This is a genomic window from Phycisphaeraceae bacterium (genome assembly GCA_015709595.1).
GTDB lineage: Bacteria > Planctomycetota > Phycisphaerae > Phycisphaerales > SM1A02 > CAADGA01.
The window spans coordinates 3680923-3702110 of sequence record CP054178.1 but is presented as its reverse complement, the minus strand read 5'-3'; the positions used below and the strand labels follow the sequence as shown (position 1 = coordinate 3702110).

Sequence of the window (21188 nt, the reverse complement as noted above, 5' to 3'; positions counted from 1 at the left end):
TGCCGTCTCCGGTGACCTTAGCGCAGAAACACCAGCGTCACCAGCACGAAGGTGGGAAGCAGAATGACGCCGCTGTACGCCATGTATCCGAAGAAGCTGGGCATCCGCACGCCCGACTGCTCCGCGATGGACTTGACCATGAAGTTCGGTCCGTTGCCAATGTAGGTCATCGCGCCCATGAACACCGCGCCGAGCGAGATCCCCGCCAGGAGATCCTCACGGATGAACCGTCCGCCGGTGAGCGCCACCACGTCCGAACCCGGCGGCTGGGGCATGGCGTTGGCGGTTTCAAAGAAGACGACGTAGGTCGGTGCGTTGTCCAGGAAACTGGACAGGGCGCCCGTCAACCAGAAGAACTGCCAGGGTTCACTCAGGCCGAAACGCGGGCCTTCCACCTGCAGCACCATGACCGGAATCTGCATGGCGATGAAGATGCCGATGAACAGGGCGGCGACCTCGAGAATGGCCGCGTAGTTGAAGCGGTTGTCAAGTCGAACCTGTCGCGGCGTGGTCCACAGCGACAGCCCCACGATGGCGAGCATCACCAGTTCTCGCAGGAATGGGAAGACCGTCCACTCCACGACGGGCAGCTGCCGCCCCGGCACCAGTCCCGCCACCGCGAGCACGATGCCGCCGATCCAGACCAGGTTGACCGCGCCTTCCAGCCGCAGCGGACGGTGCTGGAGCGCGTCACGCTGCAGACCGGCAACGTCCTCGCGGGCGTGGAGCCAGCGATCCAGCAGGAAGTAGCCGACCAGCAGCAGCAGCACGGTGAGAAACCAGGGGCCGGCCAGGTTGAGCGTCCAGAAGAACTCCACGCCCTTGAGGTAACCCAGAAACAGCGGCGGGTCTCCGATCGGCAGCAGCGTCCCACCGATGTTGCTGACCAGGAAGATGAAGAACACCACGGTGTGCACCTTGTGACGCCGTTCGGCGTTCGTCTCCAGCAGCGGGCGGATGAGCAGCATGCTGGCGCCCGTCGTGCCGATGATGCTGGCCAGCACCCCTCCGGCGGCCAGAAAGGTCGTGTTGACCCAGGGCCGGGCGGGAAGATCGCCCGAAAGGCGGATTCCGCCTGATACCACGTACAGGGAGAAGAGCAGGACGATGAACGGCAGGTACTCCGACACCACCGCGTGCTCCAGCAGCGTGATGACCTCGTGCCAACCCAGGGAGAACAGGGCGAAGGCGACCGTGGCCGCCGCGCATCCCAGGGCCACGTAGAAGCGGTGCAGGTTGCTCTCCCACCAGTGCCGCGTCGCCGGGATCAGGGGGAGAAAGGCGATGGCCGAAAGAATCACGACGAACGGAAGCACTCCGATCGGCCACCACGGGGGCGGTTCGCTCCGGTGAGGGGCATGATGGACGTCGGCCAGTGAGTGCCAGATGAGCCAGCCGATGCCCGACGCACCGACGGTCACGGCGATCCAGAAGGCAACGCCGGGTCTTCTGGCGGGGTTCGATCCGTGGATGTGCGGGGATGCCAGATCGTTCATGATCGAGCGTGAGTCAAGCGGAGGTCGCCTGGACCGGTCGGCAAGGGTAGTGCCGCGGGGGCTACAGTCGAGCCGCTCGCAGGGTCGAGATGACGTCGATCAGCCAGGATGCGAAGGCCTCCTTGCGCAGGGGCTGACCATCGGCCGGGATGAGCTCCCGCCCGTCTGAAGTCAGAACCCGGCCGCACACGTCCGGGTGACCCATCGTCTCCAGCGGGTTGGCGACGATTGCATCCACCCCCTTGCGGGTCATCTTTCGGCGGGCGGCGGCTTCCAGTTGCGCCGACGGCTCCAGAGCGAAGGCGACGACCAGTTGGTCAGGTCGCCGGCTGGAGGCGGCTTCGGCGACCAGGTCCGGGGTGGGTTCCAAATGGAGCGTCAGCCCCGCCGCACCGCGCTGAATCTTCTCCGGTGTGGTTCCCGGCACGGGGCGGAAGTCCGCCACCGCGGCGGCCATGACAAGCATGTCATGGACAGGCCACTCCTGTCGCAGCAGCGTCTGCAGGTCGGCGGTTGTCTGGAACCGACGCACCCGGATATCCGAATGGACCGGAACGACCGTCGAATCCACCGGACCGACGAGCGCGGTGGTTGTCCAGTTCCGCATCACCGCCGCCTTGGCGATGGCCAGGCCCATGCGGCCCGACGACTGGTTTCCAATGAACCGGACCCGGTCGATGGGTTCGTGCGTCGGTCCCATCGTGACCAGCAGTCTCGGCGGATGCGTCATGGGACTATTGTTCAGGGGGTTTGGCTGGCGGATCGTTGGAGAAGTACGGGCCGCCCGACGGGAAGACCTTGCGTTTTCGTCGAGAAGGCACCATACTAGGGGGCTTGGCTGAACCCGTCGGTTCGACGGATGTCCCGCAGCGGGCTCGTTCGAGTTCAGGAGATCGAATGGCACGAAAGCGTCAGAAACTCGGTGATATCCTGACCTCGTGGAAGGTCGTCACGGCGGAGCAGGTCCAGCAGGCCATTCAGATCAGCCAGCGGACCGGAAAACGCCTCGGCGAAGCCCTCATCGAGGCCGGACATTGCAGCGAGGAGGATGTCGCCAAGGGGCTGGCCGCCCAGTTTGACATGGAGTTTCTGAACCTCGACCGCCCCGAGGCCAGCGGGCGGGTTGATCGGTCGCTCATTCCCGAGGATCTCATCAAGAAGCACCTGGTCCTGCCGCTGGGCAAGGAGAACGGCCGCCTGCGGCTGCTGATCCATGATCCCATGGACCTTGAACTGCTCGACCTGCTTCGATTCCGGCTCAATACCGAGATTGACACGGCCATCGCGTCCAAGCGGCAGATCAAGCAGTACATCGACGGGGGCGGGTCGGGGGAGGGCGGCAAGGGCATGTTCTCCGAGGAGTCGCTGGTCACCGACTCGGTGGACGTGACAATGGACCGCTCGGTGGATACATCGGTGGACGCCTCGATTGACATCGAGGCCGGCGCCGACGCCCCGATCATCCGCCTCGTCAACCGAATGATCACCGAGGCGGTGCGAAGCCGGGCGTCTGACATCCACGTCGAGCCGATGGAGGATCGCGTCCTGCTGCGCTATCGGATCGACGGCGTCTGCCACGTGCGCGACAACCTGCCCAAGCGCATGCAGGCCGCCCTGCTGGCCCGTCTGAAGCTGATGGCGGGCGTCAACATCGCCGAGCGGCGCGTGCCCCAGGACGGCCGCATCAAGATGCCGGTGGACGGCGAGGCGGTGGACTTCCGCGTGTCGTGCTGCCCCGCCTATCACGGCGAGTCGGTGGTGCTGCGTATTCTGCGCAGCGATTCCGTCCGCATCGGCCTCATCAACCTGGGCTTCGAGCAGGACACGCTGGATGAGTTCAACCGCATCATCCGGCGGCCCAACGGAATCTTCCTCGTGACCGGACCCACCGGCTCCGGCAAGACCACGACGCTCTATTCGGCGCTGGACATCCTCAACCGGCCCGACCGGAAGATCATCACGGCCGAGGATCCCATCGAGTATCACTTCAACGGCATCAACCAGTGCCAGGTGCGCGAGAACATCGGGCTCACGTTCCCGATCATCCTTCGCGCCATGCTGCGCCAGGCGCCCAACATCATCCTGGTCGGCGAAATCCGCGACTACGACGTGGCCGAGGTGGCCATCCAGGCGGCCCTGACCGGCCACCTGGTCTTCTCCACCCTGCACACCAACGACGCGCCGTCCGCGATCACCCGACTCATCGATATGGGCGTGAAGCCCTACCTGGCGGCCAGTTCGGTGCAGGCGATCATGGCCCAGCGCCTGGTCCGCATTCTCTGCCCCCAGTGCAAGACGCTCGAATCCAACCCCGATCCCAAGTACATGCGGCTCATCGGCATCTCGCCTGAAGAGGCCGCCAAGGGGCAGATCATGAAGCCCGTGGGATGCGCCAACTGCGTGAAGACCGGCTTCCGCGGACGGAAGGGCATCTTCGAACTGATGCGAATGAACCAGGAAATCCGCGAACTCGCGTTCGAACGGGCGCCGATCGGGCGCATCCGGGCTGCGGCGATCCGGGCCGGCATGCGAACGCTGGTGCAGGATGGCAAGATCAAGGCCCTCAAGGGGGCGACAACCATGCAGGAAGTGGCGACCTTCGCCCAGGCCGACACGCTGGAGACCGTCGAGCCGATCGCCTGATTTCCGTGGGCGACGCAGGGCGATTCATCAGAAACTCGACCAACGCAACGCAAGAAAGGCATTGAATGTCCACGATTCAGATCGACCGACTGTTGGACACAGTCATCAGACAGGGCGCCTCCGACCTTCACATCTCCGTGGGTCGCAAGCCGACGCTTCGGCTCCACGGCCATCTCCGCTCGCTCGACACCAAGGTGCTGGAGCCGGATGACACCGTCGCCCTGATGAAGGCGATCACCCCCGAGCGCTCCCAGCAGGAACTGCAGGAGGAGGGCGGCTGCGACTTCGGCTTCGCCTACGGTGACGAAGCCCGGTTCCGCGTCGCCGTGTTCCGACAGCGCGGCAACGTTTCCATCGCGCTGCGACTGATCCCCAACAGACTGCTCACCTTCGAGCAGATCGGCCTGCCGCCCATCTGCCGCGACCTCATCCGCCGCCCCCGTGGCCTGTTCGTGGTCACCGGCCCCACCGGGTCGGGCAAGACCACATCGCTGGCCACCATGGTGGACCACATCAACACCAACCTCGACCGGCACATCGTCACGGTCGAAGACCCCATCGAGTACTACCACTACCACAAGAAGTCGGTGGTGAACCAGCGCGAGGTGGGCGTCGACGTGCCGTCATTCTCCGAGGCCCTTCGCCGCGTGCTCCGCATGGACCCGGACGTGATCCTGGTCGGCGAAATGCGCGATCTGGAGACCATGGAAGCCGCCATTCGCGCCGCTGAAACGGGTCACCTGGTGTTCGCAACCCTGCACACCACCGGAGCCGCGGGCACCATCAGCCGCATCATCGACGCCTTCCCGGTCAACCAGCAGGCGCAGGTGCGCGTGCAGCTCTCGGTTACGCTGATCTGCGTGCTCAGCCAAGTGCTCCTCTCGCGCGTCGACCGTCCTGGCATGGTGGCCAGCTACGAGTTCCTCGTGGTCACGCCCGCCATCTCCAACCTGATCCGCGAGAACAAGACCTTCCGTATCGACTCAGCCATTCAGACCGGGCGCAAATTCGGCATGCAGCTGCTGGATGACCACCTCTGGTCGCTCTATGAACGGGGCATCATCGCCGCCGACGAGATGATCGACAAGAGCAAGGATCCCGGCGAACTGACCGAGAAGGTGCATCGCGCCGGTGGATACGTCGGTCGCGTTGAACTGGACGAGAAGACTGAATGAGAAACTCCCCAAGCCGGTAGGCATCATACCGGCCTGTTTTTGGACTCAGAAACCAGATGTCCATACGTTTTTGTTGGACTCTGCCGCTTGTGCCGTTGGAGAAATGGCTCATAATGGTCCGAAGAGTGTCACGGTCACTCGCTCAGCAGCCCCAACGGCGTCATCCCATCCGCCCCGGTCAACGAGGCGAAAAGGAAAGACAGGATGGATCCAGCCGAACTGAAAGGCCGACGGCTCGGGCGCGTGCTGACCAAGCTTGGCAAGGTCACCCGTGACCAAGTCCAGGAGGCGCTGAACCTTCAGAAGACCCGCCGGGAACTGATCGGCCAGCTGCTGGTCAGTCTCGGGTACATCACCCAGGAGGACGTGCTGGAGGCCCTGGCCGGTCAGGCGGGCATGCGCTTCGTGCATGTCTCGCCGGACGACATTTCCAAGGAAGCCGTCAAGGCGCTTCCGGCGGAAACGGCGCGGACCTATCAGATTATCCCGCTTTCCTTCGATGAGCGGTCGCGCAAGATCACCGTCGCTCTGAAAAGCCCGGATAACTTCCGCGCGGTGGATGACCTGCGCCTGCTCATGGGCTTCAAGGTCGAGGCGGTGGTCGCACCCCCGGCCGAAGTGGACAAGGTGATCGCCAAGTGCTACGCCGATGAGGGCGAGAGCATGGCGACGCTTCTGGATGAGGCGGGCACCTCCGAGGCCCTGGTGGCGCTGGAGGGGCGCGGCGAGTCGATTGACCTCGAGGAGCTCTCCAAGGCCGCCTCGGACAACAAGGTCATCCGCCTGCTCAACCTGGTGCTGCTGCAGGCCATCAAGGACAAGGCATCGGACATTCACTTCGAACCGTTTGAAGAGGACTTCAAGATGCGCTACCGCATCGACGGCGTCCTCTACGAGATGATTCCGCCCCCCAAGCACCTGGCGCTGCCCATCATCTCGCGCATCAAGGTCATGGCGAACCTGGATATCGCCGAACGTCGCCTGCCGCAGGACGGCCGCATCGAACTCCAGGTCAACAACGTCCCCATCGACCTGCGCGTGAGCATTCTGCCCACGATGTTCGGCGAGTCGGCGGTCATGCGCGTGCTGGACCGGTCGAACGTGTCGCTGTCGCTCGACAAGATCGGCCTGCGCGATGACGAACTGGGGCACTTCCGCAACCTGATCCAGAGGCCCAACGGCATCATCATCGTCACCGGTCCCACGGGGTGCGGCAAGACCACCACGCTCTACGCCGCCCTCTCGGAGCTGAACGACCCGCAGTACAAGATTCTCACCGCCGAGGATCCTGTCGAGTACGACATCGACGGGCTGATCCAGTGCCAGGTGAACACCGAGCAGGAGCTCACGTTCGCCCGACTGCTTCGGTCCTTCCTCCGTCAGGATCCGGACATCATCCTGGTCGGCGAAATCCGCGACCTTGAAACCGCCCAGATCGCCGTGCAGGCCTCGCTGACCGGACACCTGGTGTTCAGCACGCTGCACACCAACGACGCTCCGTCTTCGATTCTGCGTCTGGTGGATCTCGGCCTGGAGCCGTTCCTCATCACCGCCACGCTCGAGGCCATCGTGGCCCAGCGTCTGGTGCGGCGCATCTGTCTGCACTGCAAGGAGGAGTACACACCCTCCGAGGCGGAACTGATGGAACTGGCGCTGCGCCGCGGCGACGTGGAAGGGCGGGTGTTCTTCCGCGGGCGCGGCTGCCCCAACTGCAACAACAGCGGGTATCGCGGCCGACGCGCGCTGTTCGAGATCATGACGCTGGACGACGAGATGCGCGAGATGATCATCAACCGCGCCTCTACGGCGGCCCTGCGCGTGGAGGCCAAGCGTCGCGGCATGCGCCCGTTGCGAGAAAGCGGGCTGATGGCCATCTACGAAGGCCAGACGACCATCGACGAAGTGGTGCGAGAGACGATCATCGACGAATGACCCCGGCCCCCGCCGAGGATGGGGCGACGCAGCCCCGGGAGAATCCCATGCCCACCTACGTGTACGAAGCACTCAACTCCGCCGGCAAGCAGCAGAAGGGCACGGTGGAAGCCGCCTCCAGCGAGGAGGCGATTCAGCGCATCAAGGGCCAGGGGTTCTTCCCCACCTCCGTGCGAGAACAGAAGGTCAAGGGCGCGGCGGCCGCGACCGGAGGCGACCCCGCCCGCATCAAGAAGAAGAAGAAGGGCGGCTCCTTCTCCGTCAACATCGGCGGCGTGAGCAATAAGCAGCTCACCACGTTCACACGCCAGCTCTCCACCCTGCAGGACGCCGGCCTGCCTCTGCTCCGTTCGCTCCAGATTCTCGAAGGCCAGCAGAAGCCCGGCAAACTCAAGTCCGTGCTCAGCGACGTGTGCGAGGACGTGGAGGCCGGCACCACCCTGTCCGACGCCATGGCCAAGCATCCGCGGGCCTTCGACCGCCTGTACTGCAAGATGGTCAACGCCGGCGAGATCGGCGGCGTGCTGGACGTGATTCTCCAGCGTCTGGCGGAGTTCCTCGAAAAGGCCATGCGCCTGCGCCGACGCATCATCGGCGCCATGATCTACCCCGTCGTGGTCATCACCATCGCGGTGCTCATCCTCACCGGCATCATGGTCTTCGTCATCCCCAAGTTCCAGCAGATCTTCGAGGAGTTCGGCGTCGAGCTGCCCGCCCTCACCCAGTGGCTCATCCGCTCGTCGCTGTGGGCCGCGGGAACCCTCTACGCCGACCAGGCGGTGCCCGGCGCCATCTGGATTCTGGGCGGCCCGATCCTCCTGTTCCTGTTCTTCAAACTGATCCGGCGGACCAATCCGGGAAGGGCGGTGACGGATCACATCCGCATCCGCATCCCCGCCATCGGACCGCTGATCCGCAAGTCGTCCATCGCGCGGTTCACCCGAACGCTCGGCACGCTGATTTCCGCCGGTGTGCCGATTCTCGAAGCCATCATGATCACCCGCGACACCTCGGGCAACTACGTCTTCGAGAAGGCGCTGACCAAGGTGCACGACTCGATCCGCGAGGGCGAGACCTTCGCCGGACCCCTGCGCGAGGCCAAGGTCTGCGACGCCATCGTCGTCAACATGATCGACGTGGGCGAGGAGACCGGCGACCTCGACGTGATGCTCATGAAGATCGCCGACAACTACGACGAGGAAGTGGACGTGGCGGTGCAGTCGCTGGTGCGACTCATCGAGCCGCTGCTCGTCGTGTTCCTGGGCGGCATCATCGGCACCATCGTCATCGCGCTGTTCCTTCCGCTCGTGTCGATGATCGAGTCGCTGAGCAAGACCTGATCCCACGGATCGGGCGCCGCCGCGTCACCGAGCTCGGGTGATGCGGCGGCCCCCTTCCGCGACCCGTGGAGCCGAATCATGGCCGCGATCGCCAGCCCAACCCGCTTCGCCGCTCGGCGCGCCTTCACCCTCATCGAGGTGCTGGTGGTGGTCGGCATCATCGTGCTGCTGATCGCCCTGCTCATCGTGGCGGTGGCGGCGGCGTCCAACTACGCCGCTGCCGCGCGCACCACCGTCCTGATGAACTCGCTGGTTCAGGGCGTCGAACGATTCCGCGGCGACTTCGGCACGCTCCCGCCTGTCCTGGGGGCCAATCGCAATGTGCTCGGCGAGCCGGCCAACGGCGATGTCGCGGGTCTGCAGAACTGGTTCTCCTTCACCACACCCGCGGAGTACCTGCTGGGCTATGGCAGCGCCACGGAAGATGGGGCCGACGGCATGGGCTTCCGCAATCCCGGTCCCGACGCCGCGTGGAACTCCACGCTGGCGGGGGGCGGCGGCACGCTGGGCGAGCGTCGCCCCAACCGGCTGGGGCAGGTGTACGGGCCGTATCTCGAACTGGGCGACAATGAGCTCATCGGCAGCATGGACCCCAACAACGGCACGGTCTACACCGTCAACGATGCGCTGTTCGCTGTCCATCCCAAGGTCATCCTCGACTACTGGGGTCGTCCCATTCGCTTCTACGCTAGGGGCGTGAACACGGGCCTGGATCTGGGCGACGTGTTCCTGCTCCGTCCGTGGCAGATGCCCCCCGGCGCGGAAGCCGCCGGCGCGCCCGACGCCACCGGCAGCCGGGCCACCACGCTGGCGCTGAAGTCCGCGTCCTATGCGTTCTTCTCGAGCGGTCCGGATCGCTCCTTCAACGCAACCCTGCGCGTGGACGACCCGAACGATCCCGCCAACACCGCGGGCACGTCGAGCTTCAACAAGGACAACCTCGTGGAGATCGGCCAATGAAACGAGGCCTCCTGTCCATTCCGTCCCGGGCGCGCCGCGCCTTCTCGCTGGTCGAGCTCATGGTCGTCATCGGCGTGATCGCCGTTCTCGTGGGCATCGTGCTGGTGGTGGGCGGCACGCTCGCCGAGAACACCAACATCACGCGCACCAGGAACTTCATGCAGGTGCTCGACGGAGCGCTCACCGAGTGGCAGAACCGCGCGGATCGATCGCTGACGTGGGGCATGGACGGACTGCCCTTCGCCCAGTCGCGCTACGACATGCAGGCCGATGCGCCGCACGTCTATCTCATCACGCAGATGCTCGACGTGGTGGGGCGCTCCGGCGACGTCAAGTCCATCCTCTCCCAGATCGACGAGCGGCATCTGATCCAGTACAACAACGCCCAGGCCACGGCGCCCCCGTGGCTGCGCAACGTCTCCGCCAACGAGCCGGACCCCGCCTCCAACCAGTGGGTGACCCAGTGGCAGAGCGGCGCGTACAACGGACGGCTCACCGTGCTGGACGCGTGGGATCGGCCCATTCGCGTGGTGCATCCGGGGCGCCTGTGGGACGCCAAGCCGCCCTGGAACGACACCATCGCCTCCTCCGGTCCGCCGGATGAGGACGGCACCGTCCGCACCGTGTACGAGAACATCTACGGCGTGTGCCGCAACCGGCGCCCGCTCTTCGTGTCCGCCGGTCCCGACGGCGAGTTCGGCAACCTGCAGCTCAACCTGCTGCCGGGCAACCGCAACGCGGCGCTCTCGGCCCTGGCGGACGACAACATCTACTCCTACGAGGTGGAGGGCCGCTGACCATGCGCACCCGCACACGGCTCCGCCAACCCGTTTCCCGCCGCGCCGGGGGCTTCACGCTCATCGAGCTGCTGGTGGTCATGGGCATCATCGTCATCCTCATCGGGCTGACGGTCATCTCCGTGGGCGCGGTGGCGCGTGAATCCCGGCTCTCCTCGGGCACCAACACCGTCAAGGCCGCGCTGGGCACCGCGCGGGCCCTGGCCATGAAGAACGGGCGGCTGACGCTCGTGACGTTCCGTCCCCGCATCGAGGGCGACCGCGAGCAGTATCTCGAAGCCCTCTTCGCCGAGTACACCGGGGTTTCGAACGTGGTGAGCGGGCAGGTCATCGACCGCTTCGCGCCGGTGGCGGGGTCGGAGATTCTGGCCATTCCCAAGGGCATCAAGGTCGCCCAGCCCTGGTACGGAGCCAACGCGGACCTGATCTGGATCACGCAGTCGCACATTCCCGCCGTGGTGCTGGCCGGCGAAGCGCCCAACCGGCTCATCGCGGTGATGTTCGCTCCCAACGGCGAACTGGTGACGCGCAACAGCAAGACCGATTCGGCGCGCATCTGGGTGGACTTCAACAACGACGGGCTTCAGCGGGAGGCGGGCACGAACTACGCCGCCGGCGCCTCGCCATCGGGGACGGGGTACTGGCAGCAATCCCTGGTGGACGACGAGCCCTTCCTCAACTTCGCGCCCATGCTGGCGGTGTTCAACGACGACCTGGCCCGCGAGCGGTACGACACGACCGCGTGGTCCGACGACGCAACCCGCAACCTCAATCTGAGCGCGTACATCACCGAGTACGCCAATCGTGTCATCTTCAACCGTTACACGGGAGTGGTCATGCGATGAAACCCCTTCCCGTCCACGTCAATCCGTCGTTCCGCGGCTTCTCGCTGGTCGAGATGCTCTTCGCCATCTTCGTGCTGGGCATCGGCGTCATCTCCATCGCCTCGCTCTTCCCGGTGGGGCTGACGCAGCAGCGCCGCAGCGCCGATGACATCCTCGGCCCCACCATCGCCAACAACGCGCTGGAGCTGATCCGAAGCCGCGTCAGCCCGGATGACTTCGGCATGTTCCTCGACGCGCAGAACCGCCCGCTGGTGGATCCCGAACTGGCCACCATCCAGGGCGATACCCGCTGGAGGCGGCCCGCCTTCCACGCCAACGCCGCCAACTCGGTGTCGGGCAAGCCCATCACCCCCGGCTCCATCGACCTGTTCTACGGGTCGCAGTACGGCGGGGCGACGGCCGACACCACCACCGAAATTCCCTACAACCCGCTCAAGTGGGGCGCCGTGCCGCCCCAGGTCGTCATCACGCAGGAAGAACGTTACTACCCGATGTGGACGCCCGGCCAGGTGGGCGGCCCGCAGTACGTGTGGGAGTGCGCCTTCCGTCGGTTCCAGGGTCGCGTGCTGGTCGCCGTGTTCGTCTACCGTGTTCACCGATCGGGCGGCGAGTCCGGCCCGTACGTCGTGGCCCAGAATCCCATCGCGCCCAACGCGCCCTGGCTGCCGCACTTCAACCAGTTCGACGGCACGGGCACGGGCATGGACAACCCCTGGTCGATCGACTTCAACGGCGACAACACGCCAGGCACCTCCGGGGATGAGTTCGTGGCCAACACCGACCCCGGCACAGTGTTCGACCCCACCAACTACGACCACGGCTGGCAGGCCCCGGGCCAGTGGGTGCTGGACAACAACAACAACGTGCATCGCGTCGTTTCCGGTCGGCGCAGCATCGGCGACGGCCCGGTGGAGCTGTCCCGCGCTCCCGTCCCCGTGCCGTTCATTCCCGTCTACTCGTTCGCGGGCAACGCCACGCTGCCCGTGGTGCAGGTGATGTACATCCCGCCCAACGACCCCAACGGGTGGACGCTCACCCCGGTCTACGTGATGGTGAGGGAACTGTGATGAAGAAGTCACCAAGGCATCCTGGCGTTCTGGCGCCCGCCCGCCGCGGCTTCACGCTCACCGAGGCGCTGGTGGCGGTGGCCATTCTGCTGGCGGTGATCCTCTTCGTCTCCAAGATCTTCGCCAGCGTCAGCAAGGTGACGTCGATGGGGCAGGGCGCCGCCGACATCATGCAGGAAGTCGCCGCCATCGAGCGGCAGATCCGGCAGGATGTCGAGCGGATGTCGCGCGACGGCTACCTCGTCATCGTCTCCCGCGCGGTGCGCAACGACGTCAACGGCGCCGCCCCGCGGCTTCTGCTCAACCCCGACCTGCCCGCCGACGCCTGGATTCGCGCCGATCAACTGCTCTTCTTCACCGACGGTCTGCACACCACGCAGATTCATCGCAACGCGGGCGGCATCGGCGAGAACCGCAAGGCCCAGAGCACCGCGGCCCGCGTGTACTACGGCCACGGCTTCCAGCTGGGCGATTCACCGCTCGATCCCGGCCAGGTCGTAGCGTCATCCGAGTCAGACGTGCAGCCGTGGCGCTGGGGCTCCATCCAGCTGGAGAACCCAGGCGGCAACATCCCGTTCCTCACCCAGCCCGGGGCGCGGAACTGGACGCTCGCCCGTCAGAACATCCTGCTGGCCGACGACGGCGGCGTGACCACGGTCTACCTGAACCAGGGCACCTCCACCGCCACCATCTGGGACAATGACATCCGCAACAGCGTGGTGGACGGCGCCGCCTCGCTGCTGAATGACATCCGGCGCGACATCACCCAGAACGATTCCCGTCCATGGAATCAGCAGTGGGGGCGCATGCTCGCGTCGGTCATCACGCCGCGGGCTGAGCGAGGCGTGGTCATGTCGCTGCGAACCGACCATGCCGCCTCCACCTCGACCCTGGGAAGCGCGGTGAGCGACTTCATCGTCGAGTGGACGTATGGCGACGACACCGGCTTCGTCGTCAACCCGCTCACCACCGGCCCGGCGTTCTACGGCGGAGTGAATCTGGACGGCGACACCGACGGCGTCAACTCCGGCCCGCAGCCGTGGTTCGGCATGCCCGACAGCGCCACGCCCACCAACCCGGCGCGAGGCGTCCGCACGCTGGCCTCGCAGGCGGACTGGACGGTCGACTCCAACGGGCCGATCTTCCCCGCGCAGTTTGAGTTCCTCGACACCAGCAACGCGCAGGTGCGCGTCTACTCGGCCACGTTCGGATTCAATCACAGCCGGCCCCTGCACGACCTGCCCGGCGCCGCCGGGTTCGGCGAGCCGTGGGATACCAGCGTCTCCGGCGTGCAACCCTACACGCCCTGGCCCACCGCCCTGCGCATCACCATGCGGTTGCACGACGTGGGAACCAACCTGCCCAACGGACGCGTGGTGCAGTTCGTGGTGAACCTGCCCCAGCGCCGCTGAGCGTCTGAACGATCGGCGTGAATCGGGGGGAGGGCTGGAATGACGTGCGGGGGGACCGGGGAGAGGGATGCGGCGGGGGGTCGGATCGAGCGTTTCTTCGGAGGACGAACCATGACCATGCGAACCCAGGCCTCCCGCACCGCACACGCCGCCCGCCGCGCCGCGGAGCGACGTGGCAACGTGCTGGTGCTCGTGGCGGGGATTCTCGTGCTCCTGGTGATCGTGGGCGCCTCGTACCTCTCGCGCACGCGGGCGGAGCGCGTCGCCGCCGGCGCGGTGCGCAGCGTCAGTTTCGATGACAACCGTCACCGGGTGATCGGCGACGACATCGCCCGCCAGATCAGCGAGGCGCTCTTCCCGCGCCCGGTCAATCCGCTGGCGACCAACCCCTTTGATCCCAACGTCCCCCGGCTGGGAATCGAGCCCTTCGCCGCCCGCTTCGGCATCGACCGCGACGCCAACGGTGACGGTGTGCCCGACTACCCGTGGAACGCGGTTCCTTACCACACCTATCCGTGGACCAACTGGCCCGACGCCATGGTCGATCTGGCCAACAACACCGCGCCGCGCATGGATGACCTGCCCGGCAACCCCGGCACCAACGACGCCCGCTGGCTCTCCAGCACCGAGCCGGAGCGGCGGCTCTTCCCCGCCCCCAACACCGTCGGGTTCGGAGGGGCGGATGGCAACCCGGACACGCCCGACCACGTGGAGCATTTCACCCACTGGCTCCACATGGCCAACCCCATGCGGCCCGACAACGGCTGGGTGTTCGTACCCGACATCGCCAACATCGAGTTCTCCACCAACGCCTTCATCTCCGGCTCCGCTCCGTACGCGACCCAGTTCGGCCCGTGGGGCACGCCCATCGAGCAGTGGAACAGCGCCACGCGGCCCAACTCGCTCGCGCCGCTGCTGCCTATCACCTTCAACACCGCGCGCGGCAAGAACTACTACCCCGGCGACGCCAACTGGCAGCTGCTGTGGGCCAACTGGCTGCGGTTCTATGACTTCACCGCCCGCGACATGCGCCCGCCCGGCATTCCCGGCAACTACTTCCGCCTGGCCGACTGCTATTTCGGCGGCCAGGATCTGGCCCACGAGATCGGCGAGCGTCCCCAGGATGAATTCGCCGGGCCCGGCGTGCTGGCGGGCTTCCCCAACGGTGCGCCGCGATACAACATCAGCCGCATCCTGGCCGATGCGGATGGCGACGGCTGGACCGATTCCTACTGGTTCCTCGCGCCCGCCTCGGGCAACGACGACCTGCGCACGCTGGTGGCCATGCGGGTCGTGGACGCCAGTTCCATGCTCAACCTGAACGTGGCGACGCAGTTCGTCCGACGCGACGACGCGTCGCTCAACCCCGTTCAGGTGGGCACCAAGGGACACACCCCCGCCGACCTGGCGCTCTTCGAGCACCGCTTCGACACCATCTCCGGCGTCGGATTCCTGAACAATCCGGAGAACTCGGAATCGGTCTTCCCCGACGGCGGGCTGGCCAACGGCGATGTGCGAAGCCCGTGGGGGAACAAGCAGGTCGTCTTCCAGGGCGTTGCACGCTGGGAAGGCGGCGTCTTCACGGTTCTGGGCGAAACCGGGTTGAGCTCAACCATTCTGCGAAATCCCTACGGTCGCATGGACTACTGGCGCCGCGCCGGTCTGAACCCCTACGACCCCGCGCTTCCGTCCGGGCTTTTCACGGCGTCCTTCACGCCGTGGAGCGTCGCCGATGAACTCGAGCTGCGCATGTATCACGCCTCGAATACCCCCTGGGTCGGCACCCGCCTGGAGAAGACGCTCACGAATGAAGTGACCGGCACCACCAACCAGATCATCCGGGCCTCGCTGGCGGCGGAAGAGTCGTCGGAGTACATCGACCAGCTCGATGTGCGCGAAGTCGGCGCGCCCGGCTCGGGCATCTTCTTCGATGAGATGCTGCACGACAACCGTCATCGCCTGACGACCTACAGCGGGGCGCGCAACGAGACCTCGCCGCCCTGGATGTGGTGGGAGTACCGCTGGACCAACCCGAACCTGGGGCCGCCTCCCGCGCTGTCGAACTTCCTGGCGCAGCAGCGCCTGAAACTGGACCTGCGCGAGCCGCTCATCAACCCGCTCACGCTGCCTGCGGGCGCCTTCGTCATGCCCCGCCGCCTGCCGTGGCTGCTCTACACGGCCTTGACGGAAGGCCCCGGGCTTTCCAACCCGCCAGCGGGTCCGGCGGCGTACTACGACGACTTCAACAACGTGCTGAACTTCGACGCCGCGGAAACCTCCCCCAACCGGCATGCGGCCAGCGCGCGCCTGGCGGCGGGGCTGGCGGCGAACATGCTGCAGTGGCGCGACGCCGACATCGCCTACGTGTCCCTCGAGGACGACGCCGTGCGCGTCCCGCTGGTGGCTGGCAACGGCGTCGCCAACGACTTCGGCACCTATCACTCCACGCACCGCTTCCTGGGCATGGAGATGCAGCCCTTCCTGGTGGAGGCCTTCGTCGCTCACGTCTACGAGTGGCGCGGCCGGACGGCGGCGACGGCCCACCCCGGCGGGCTCAACGGGCCCATTGCGCCGGGGAACCGCGTGATCGGGTCCAACTCCAACCAGCACACGATCGTGGTGGTGCAGATCGGCAACCCGTACGAGCGTCGGCTGCCGCTGGAGGACTTCATCATCCGCGTCTACGGGCAGGATTTCCCCCTGTCGCTTGACCCCAACCTCTACCTCGAGCCGGGGGAAACCCGCACCTACTGGTCCATCGGGCGCGACGTGGCGGGGTTCAAGGACGCTCTGGACATCGAGGACGCACTGCTTCCCCGCGCCTTCGTGGAAGTGCCCACGCAGTGGTCGCGGACCCGCGCCGTGTACGACGCCGGCAACGTGGAACGCGCCGTGGAGATCTTCCGTCGCGTCACCAACGTCGGCAATAACAACGCGCGGGTGCTGATCGACCGGATGGACATCCGGGCCGAGGCCGCCGATCCGTTCCGCGACTTCGGGTTCGGCGAGTCGATCCGCGATCTGGGCACGTCCACGCTTCGGCCGACCGATCTTGACACGGTCGAGCCGCTGCCCGGCGTGCAGTGGAACGTGCTGGTGGTTCAGAGCAACGAGAACCGCTGGATTCAGTACGCCCGCGCCTCGCGCGACATGGACCGCGACATCAACGGCAACGGCCTGAAGGATGATGACGAGAAGAACCCGCGATACGTCTTCGCCGTGCGCGAGGTGCGCACCGAGCAGGACGGCTACTTCTTTGATACGTCCGCCACAGCCCATGACTGGCTGATCCGGAACAGCAGCAAGATCACGCGATTCCTGCCGCTGGACCCGAACACCGGCGCTGCGCTCATCGCGGTGAACAACAACTACGCCAACAATCCCAACGTGGTGTGGGACAAGAACGTCAACCTGAATGAAGGCACCGGCGTCGATGAGTTCATCGACCTCGACTTCGCCATGCAGATGCTGCAGAAGGACGGCGATTTCGAGCAGGTGGGCGAGATTCTCAACGTCTTCACCTACGGCCACCTGCTGCGCTTCACCAACGGGCTGAACACGCTGGATACATCCGGCGCCGACGCGGGCACCATCAAGACGTTCTCCGAGTTCATGATCGACGGCAAGCTGACCGGCATGGATCGGCGCGTCAACCGCCTGCGGCTGGAGCCCACGCTTGTGACGTTCTGGGATCAGCAGATCCGCCACAGCGGCGTGGTCGGCGTGGGGGATCCCAACAACGCCGGCGACCTGCGGCATGGCTTCCCCGCCCTGCCCGCGGGCGTGCGCGTGTTCGACGCCCTGGTCTGCGACGCCGAGGGCTTCAACGCCTACCTGTTCGACATCAACGGCAACGCCACCGCGGGCGACGCGGAGGATCTCGAACTGCAGCGCTTCCGCAACGCCGCCGCGTACACGGGCCGGCTCACCGCGGGGCTGATCAACATCAACACCGCCTCGCGCGAGGTGATGCGCGCCATGCCGCACGCCTACCGCTTCCTGCACGCCACGAACCTGGACGACGGCGGCGTCAATATGCCGCACCTCGATCCCACCGTGGATTACGGCGTGGGGCGCACCCGGTTCGTGGAGGCCATCGAGGCCTACCGCGACCGCCTGGGCAACTACGTGACGGCCGGTCCGCTGGATGACCCCCTGCCCAAGTACGCGGGTCGGGGCCAGCGCGCCACCAGCAACATTCCCAACCCGCGGCTCAATGACACGCGCGGCGAGCGAGGCATCGTCAGCGTGGGCGAGGTCGGGCTGCTGCGCGAGCCGGGACGCATCAACACCGGCAACGCGGTCATCGACGCACGCTGGAACCAGAGTTTCTCCATCGAGTATGGCGGGATGAATCCGCTTCGCAATCCCGCCTTCCCCGACGCCGTCGTGGACATGGACGTCAGCACCGACGCCCACCTCGTCAAGTCCTTCGACCCCAACACCAACGTGCTGGTGCTGGATGAGGTGGCTCGCGACATGGAGGAGGCCAACCTGCTTCACGCCGGCATCTCCAACCTCATCACCACCCGCAGCGATGTGTTCGTGGTGTATTACCGCGTGCGCACGGTGCGGCGCGATCCGTCCACCGGCGTCTGGAACGGGTTGAATCCGGAGTTCATCGTCAGCGACAAGCGATATGTGATGCTGGTCGATCGCTCCAACGTCAACCGGCCCAGCGATTCACCGAAGATTCTGTTCTTCGAGGAGGTTCCCAACTGAACCATCCGGGCGGCGTCCGCGAATGGTGGGTCGCCGTCATCCAGTCCGCCAACTCAGGCCGTGCCCCGTCACGCTCATTCCAGACGCGGGGGCACGGCTTTTTTTCTTTCTGTGTGGGGCTGGCGGCGGCGCCTCAACCCTTCACCGCCACCGCGCCGAAGCGTCGCTCACGCCCGGCGTAGTCGAGAATGGCCTGATGCAGGTCGGGCTCCGCGAAATCCGGCCAGAGCACGTCGGTGACGTGAATCTCGGCGTAGCTGAGCTGCCAGAGCAGGTAGTTGCTCAGCCGCCGCTCGCCTGCGGTGCGGATGAGCAGGTCCGGGTCCGGCAGGCCGGCGGTATCGAGCCGCGAGGCGAACAGGTGCTCGTCGATCTGGTGCGGCTGCAATCGTCCCGCGGCGACCTCCTGGGCCAGCAAGCGGCAGGCGTCCACGATCTCGGCCCGCGAGCCGTAGTTGATCGCCAGCAGCAGCGTGAGCCCGGTGCAGTGGGCCGTGGCCTGGCGCGTGGCGTCAAGCTCGCGCAGCACCGCGGGGGCGAGCCGGTCACGTCGCCCGATCGAGCGGAAGCGCACGTTGTTGCGGATGAGCTCCTCACGCTCCGCCACCAGGTGGTGGAGTGCCAGTGACATCAGCCCGTCCACTTCGTCGGCGGGGCGCTTCCAGTTCTCCTGCGAGAAGGAATAGAGCGTGAGAACTTCGATGCCCAGTCGTCCGCATTCCGTGATGGTGCGGCGCACCGCCTCGGCGCCGACCTTGTGGCCCTCGAGGCGCGGCAGCCCGCGCCGATTCGCCCAGCGGCCATTGCCGTCCATGATGACCGCGATGTGCCGGGGCAGCCGATCGAGCGGGATGCTCAGCCGTTCCGCGGCGCCGCGCCGGAGCGTGGGCGTATCGGGCAGGGTGGAGGCGGGAGCGGACGTGATCGGGGGCGTGGTCATGCGAATACGATCGGGACGCGTCGAATGTCGGGCTTGCGGAGCATGGGTGGAGTGGACTGCTACGACATCCCGGCGGCGCCGGTTCGTTCGATCATGTCAGACGGCCACCAGCGTCTGCTTGCGCTCCGGCCCGACGCTGACGATGGCGATGGGGACGCCCACCACCTGCTCGATGCGCTCCAGGTAGCGTCGGGCGTTGGCTGGCAGGGCGCCGCGGTCGGTGGCGTCCACGATCTCCTCGCGCCAGCCGGGCAGCGTTTCAAAGATCGGATGCACGCGCGTGAGGCGTTCCGCGTCCGGGAAGAAGCGATCCGTCGTCGTGCCGTCAGGCAGCCGGTAGCCGACGCAGAGTTTCACCTCATCCAGCCCGGAGAGCACGTCGAGGCACATGCAGGCGATTTCGGTGACGCCGCAGAGCATGACGGAGTAGCGAACGCCCACCAGGTCCAGCCATCCGCAGCGCCGGGGCCGGCCTGTGGTGGTGCCGTACTCGCGTCCGCGTTCGCGGATGCGCTGTCCAATGGGTCCGAGCTCCTCGGTTGGGAATGGTCCGGCGCCGACGCGCGTGGTGTAGGCCTTCATGGTGCCGATGACGCGCTGCACGTGGCGGCATGGCACGCCGGTGCCCGCTGGAATGCCCAGCGTGGAGCAGTTGGAGCTGGTGACGTAGGGGTAGGTTCCGTGGTCGATGTCCAGCAGGCAGGCGTTGGCCCCCTCGAAGAGCAGGGCCTTGTTCTGGGCCATCAGGTCGTGCAGCAGGTAGGTGGTGTCCGTGATGTGCATCGCCAGCCGCTGCCCGAACGCCGCGTAGGTGCGGGTGAGTTCGTCGGGGTCGAGCGGTGGGGCGTCGACGCCCAGGGCCTTGAGCTCCTCGGTGCGAAGCCGGCAGATCAGGTTGAGTTTTCGCTGCAGCAGGGCGCGGTCGAGCAGATCGCCCATGCGGATGCTGGTCGAGCGATGAACCTTGTCGGCGTAGGCCGGTCCGATGCCCCGTCGCGTGGTGCCGATGGAGAGGTCGTCAGCCCCGCCCTTGACCGCGCCGGTGAGCACCTGCTCGAGCGCGGCGTCGTGCTGCTTGTGGTAGGGCATGACCACATGAGCGCGATCCGACACGCACAGGTTGCGCCCCACCTCGATGCCGCGGGCGCGGAGCCGGTCGATCTCCTCCAGCAGCTTCTCCGGGTCCACCACCACCCCGTTGCCGATGACGCTGATCTTGTCGGCGTTGAGCGCCCCCGAGGGCAGGAGGTGCATGGCGTACTTCTGGTCGCCCACGACCACGGTGTGCCCCGCGTTGGCGCCGCCGTTGTATCGCACGATCACGTCGTGGTCGGCGGTGAGCAGATCGACGATCTTGCCCTTTCCCTCGTCGCCCCACTGCAGGCCGACCACGGCCGTGTGCCGATGGTCAGAGGTGACTTGCGAGCGATGAGGCGATCGGGCGACGTGGGACGAAGCGGAAGCCATGTCGATCCTTTCGACGCGGAAGAGGCACCGGGCGCGGTGAATCCGAGCCGACCCGGAAGCATTCCGATCGGTCCGGCTGGGCCGTCTGTCACGGTTCTGACGGCCATTCCGGCGATTCCACGCGCTCAAGTCGGTTCCCGGAACCGTCGATGATACGCGCGGTCTGTCCATGCGCGAGCGATGCTGGAACATGCAGAAGACGCTCCACATCATGTGCCCGAATCTGGCCTGTCGCTGCGTGCTGGCGGTGCCGGATGCCGCCCGCGGCCGGGTTGTCCGATGCCGCCAGTGCGGCTGCAATGTGCGCGTTCCCGCAACGGACGACAAGGCGTCCGCCGCCCCCGCCAAGGTCGAAGATTCCTCCGACAAGGTCGGCTGACGATCCGGCGATG

14 protein-coding genes and 1 pseudogene are annotated in these 21188 nt (G+C 66.2%); 11 read left to right on the top strand and 4 right to left on the bottom strand.

The genetic code is table 11. From position 1 onward, the window contains the following. Nucleotides 1-17 precede the first annotated feature (17 nt). Nucleotides 18-1496: a sodium:proton antiporter gene (locus tag HRU76_15625; GenBank protein ID QOJ18929.1), complete on the bottom strand. Its 1479-nt coding sequence runs from the start codon at nt 1494-1496 to the stop codon at nt 18-20. A gap of 61 nt (nt 1497-1557) precedes the next feature. Further along, nucleotides 1558-2226, bottom strand: a complete 669-nt coding sequence (locus tag HRU76_15620; protein ID QOJ18928.1) for a phosphopantothenoylcysteine decarboxylase — start codon at nt 2224-2226, stop codon at nt 1558-1560. 167 nt (nt 2227-2393) lie between these two features. On the opposite strand from HRU76_15620, the gene tadA (HRU76_15615) reads away from it, so the two are divergent. The 10 genes and pseudogenes from tadA (HRU76_15615) to HRU76_15570 all read left to right on the top strand — a co-directional run bounded on the left by tadA (HRU76_15615) (nt 2394) and on the right by HRU76_15570 (nt 18389). After that, a complete protein-coding gene (tadA, locus tag HRU76_15615; GenBank protein QOJ18927.1) occupies nt 2394-4139 on the top strand; it encodes a Flp pilus assembly complex ATPase component TadA in 1746 nt (581 codons plus the stop codon). 65 nt (nt 4140-4204) lie between these two features. Next, on the top strand, nt 4205-5314 hold the full coding sequence (locus HRU76_15610; GenBank protein ID QOJ18926.1) for a type IV pilus twitching motility protein PilT: 1110 nt from the start codon (nt 4205-4207) through the stop codon (nt 5312-5314). A gap of 219 nt (nt 5315-5533) precedes the next feature. Continuing rightward, nucleotides 5534-7246, top strand: coding sequence for a Flp pilus assembly complex ATPase component TadA (gene tadA, locus HRU76_15605; GenBank protein QOJ19213.1), 1713 nt, complete (start codon nt 5534-5536; stop codon nt 7244-7246). A gap of 47 nt (nt 7247-7293) precedes the next feature. Next, nucleotides 7294-8586, top strand: a complete 1293-nt coding sequence (locus HRU76_15600) for a type II secretion system F family protein (GenBank protein QOJ19212.1) — start codon at nt 7294-7296, stop codon at nt 8584-8586. A gap of 78 nt (nt 8587-8664) precedes the next feature. Continuing rightward, nucleotides 8665-8790: pseudogene (locus HRU76_15595) on the top strand (prepilin-type N-terminal cleavage/methylation domain-containing protein). A 752-nt stretch (nt 8791-9542) separates the two neighbouring features. Then, on the top strand, nt 9543-10343 hold the full coding sequence (locus HRU76_15590) for a prepilin-type N-terminal cleavage/methylation domain-containing protein (GenBank protein QOJ18925.1): 801 nt from the start codon (nt 9543-9545) through the stop codon (nt 10341-10343). A gap of 2 nt (nt 10344-10345) precedes the next feature. Then, complete coding sequence (locus HRU76_15585; GenBank protein ID QOJ18924.1) at nt 10346-11188, top strand: prepilin-type N-terminal cleavage/methylation domain-containing protein; 843 nt, start codon at nt 10346-10348, stop codon at nt 11186-11188. Further along, nucleotides 11185-12255 (top strand): prepilin-type N-terminal cleavage/methylation domain-containing protein, encoded by a 1071-nt coding sequence (locus HRU76_15580; GenBank protein QOJ18923.1) that lies wholly within the window; start codon nt 11185-11187, stop codon nt 12253-12255. The genes HRU76_15585 and HRU76_15580 overlap by 4 nt, the downstream gene beginning before the upstream one ends. After that, nucleotides 12255-13667: a prepilin-type N-terminal cleavage/methylation domain-containing protein gene (locus HRU76_15575; protein ID QOJ18922.1), complete on the top strand. Its 1413-nt coding sequence runs from the start codon at nt 12255-12257 to the stop codon at nt 13665-13667. The genes HRU76_15580 and HRU76_15575 overlap by 1 nt, the downstream gene beginning before the upstream one ends. Before the next feature lie 111 nt (nt 13668-13778). Beyond that, nucleotides 13779-18389: a Tad domain-containing protein gene (locus HRU76_15570; GenBank protein QOJ18921.1), complete on the top strand. Its 4611-nt coding sequence runs from the start codon at nt 13779-13781 to the stop codon at nt 18387-18389. Nucleotides 18390-18522: 133 nt separating this feature from the next. On the opposite strand, the gene HRU76_15565 is transcribed toward HRU76_15570, so the two are convergent. Then, nucleotides 18523-19329, bottom strand: coding sequence for an isoprenyl transferase (locus HRU76_15565; protein QOJ18920.1), 807 nt, complete (start codon nt 19327-19329; stop codon nt 18523-18525). 96 nt (nt 19330-19425) lie between these two features. Then, nucleotides 19426-20796 carry an adenylosuccinate synthase gene (locus HRU76_15560; GenBank protein QOJ18919.1) on the bottom strand — a complete coding sequence of 457 codons (1371 nt, stop codon included), beginning with the start codon at nt 20794-20796 and terminating at the stop codon, nt 19426-19428. A 190-nt stretch (nt 20797-20986) separates the two neighbouring features. Here HRU76_15560 and HRU76_15555 point away from each other — a divergent pair, with 190 nt between their 5' ends. Beyond that, entirely contained in the window at nt 20987-21175 is a 189-nt protein-coding gene (locus HRU76_15555; protein ID QOJ18918.1) for a hypothetical protein, read from the top strand. Nucleotides 21176-21188 lie beyond the last annotated feature (13 nt).

Excerpts from the sequence above, each read along its gene's own strand:
- HRU76_15625 (QOJ18929.1), bottom strand. The coding sequence starts at position 1,496 with ATGAACGATCTGGCATCCCCGCACATCCACGGATCGAACCCCGCCAGA.
- HRU76_15620 (QOJ18928.1), bottom strand. The coding sequence starts at position 2,226 with ATGACGCATCCGCCGAGACTGCTGGTCACGATGGGACCGACGCACGAA.
- tadA (QOJ18927.1), top strand. The coding sequence starts at position 2,394 with ATGGCACGAAAGCGTCAGAAACTCGGTGATATCCTGACCTCGTGGAAG.
- HRU76_15610 (QOJ18926.1), top strand. The coding sequence starts at position 4,205 with ATGTCCACGATTCAGATCGACCGACTGTTGGACACAGTCATCAGACAG.
- HRU76_15600 (QOJ19212.1), top strand. The coding sequence starts at position 7,294 with ATGCCCACCTACGTGTACGAAGCACTCAACTCCGCCGGCAAGCAGCAG.
- HRU76_15590 (QOJ18925.1), top strand. The coding sequence starts at position 9,543 with ATGAAACGAGGCCTCCTGTCCATTCCGTCCCGGGCGCGCCGCGCCTTC.
- HRU76_15585 (QOJ18924.1), top strand. The coding sequence starts at position 10,346 with ATGCGCACCCGCACACGGCTCCGCCAACCCGTTTCCCGCCGCGCCGGG.
- HRU76_15580 (QOJ18923.1), top strand. The coding sequence starts at position 11,185 with ATGAAACCCCTTCCCGTCCACGTCAATCCGTCGTTCCGCGGCTTCTCG.
- HRU76_15575 (QOJ18922.1), top strand. The coding sequence starts at position 12,255 with ATGAAGAAGTCACCAAGGCATCCTGGCGTTCTGGCGCCCGCCCGCCGC.
- HRU76_15570 (QOJ18921.1), top strand. The coding sequence starts at position 13,779 with ATGACCATGCGAACCCAGGCCTCCCGCACCGCACACGCCGCCCGCCGC.
- HRU76_15565 (QOJ18920.1), bottom strand. The coding sequence starts at position 19,329 with ATGACCACGCCCCCGATCACGTCCGCTCCCGCCTCCACCCTGCCCGAT.
- HRU76_15560 (QOJ18919.1), bottom strand. The coding sequence starts at position 20,796 with ATGGCTTCCGCTTCGTCCCACGTCGCCCGATCGCCTCATCGCTCGCAA.
- HRU76_15555 (QOJ18918.1), top strand. The coding sequence starts at position 20,987 with ATGCAGAAGACGCTCCACATCATGTGCCCGAATCTGGCCTGTCGCTGC.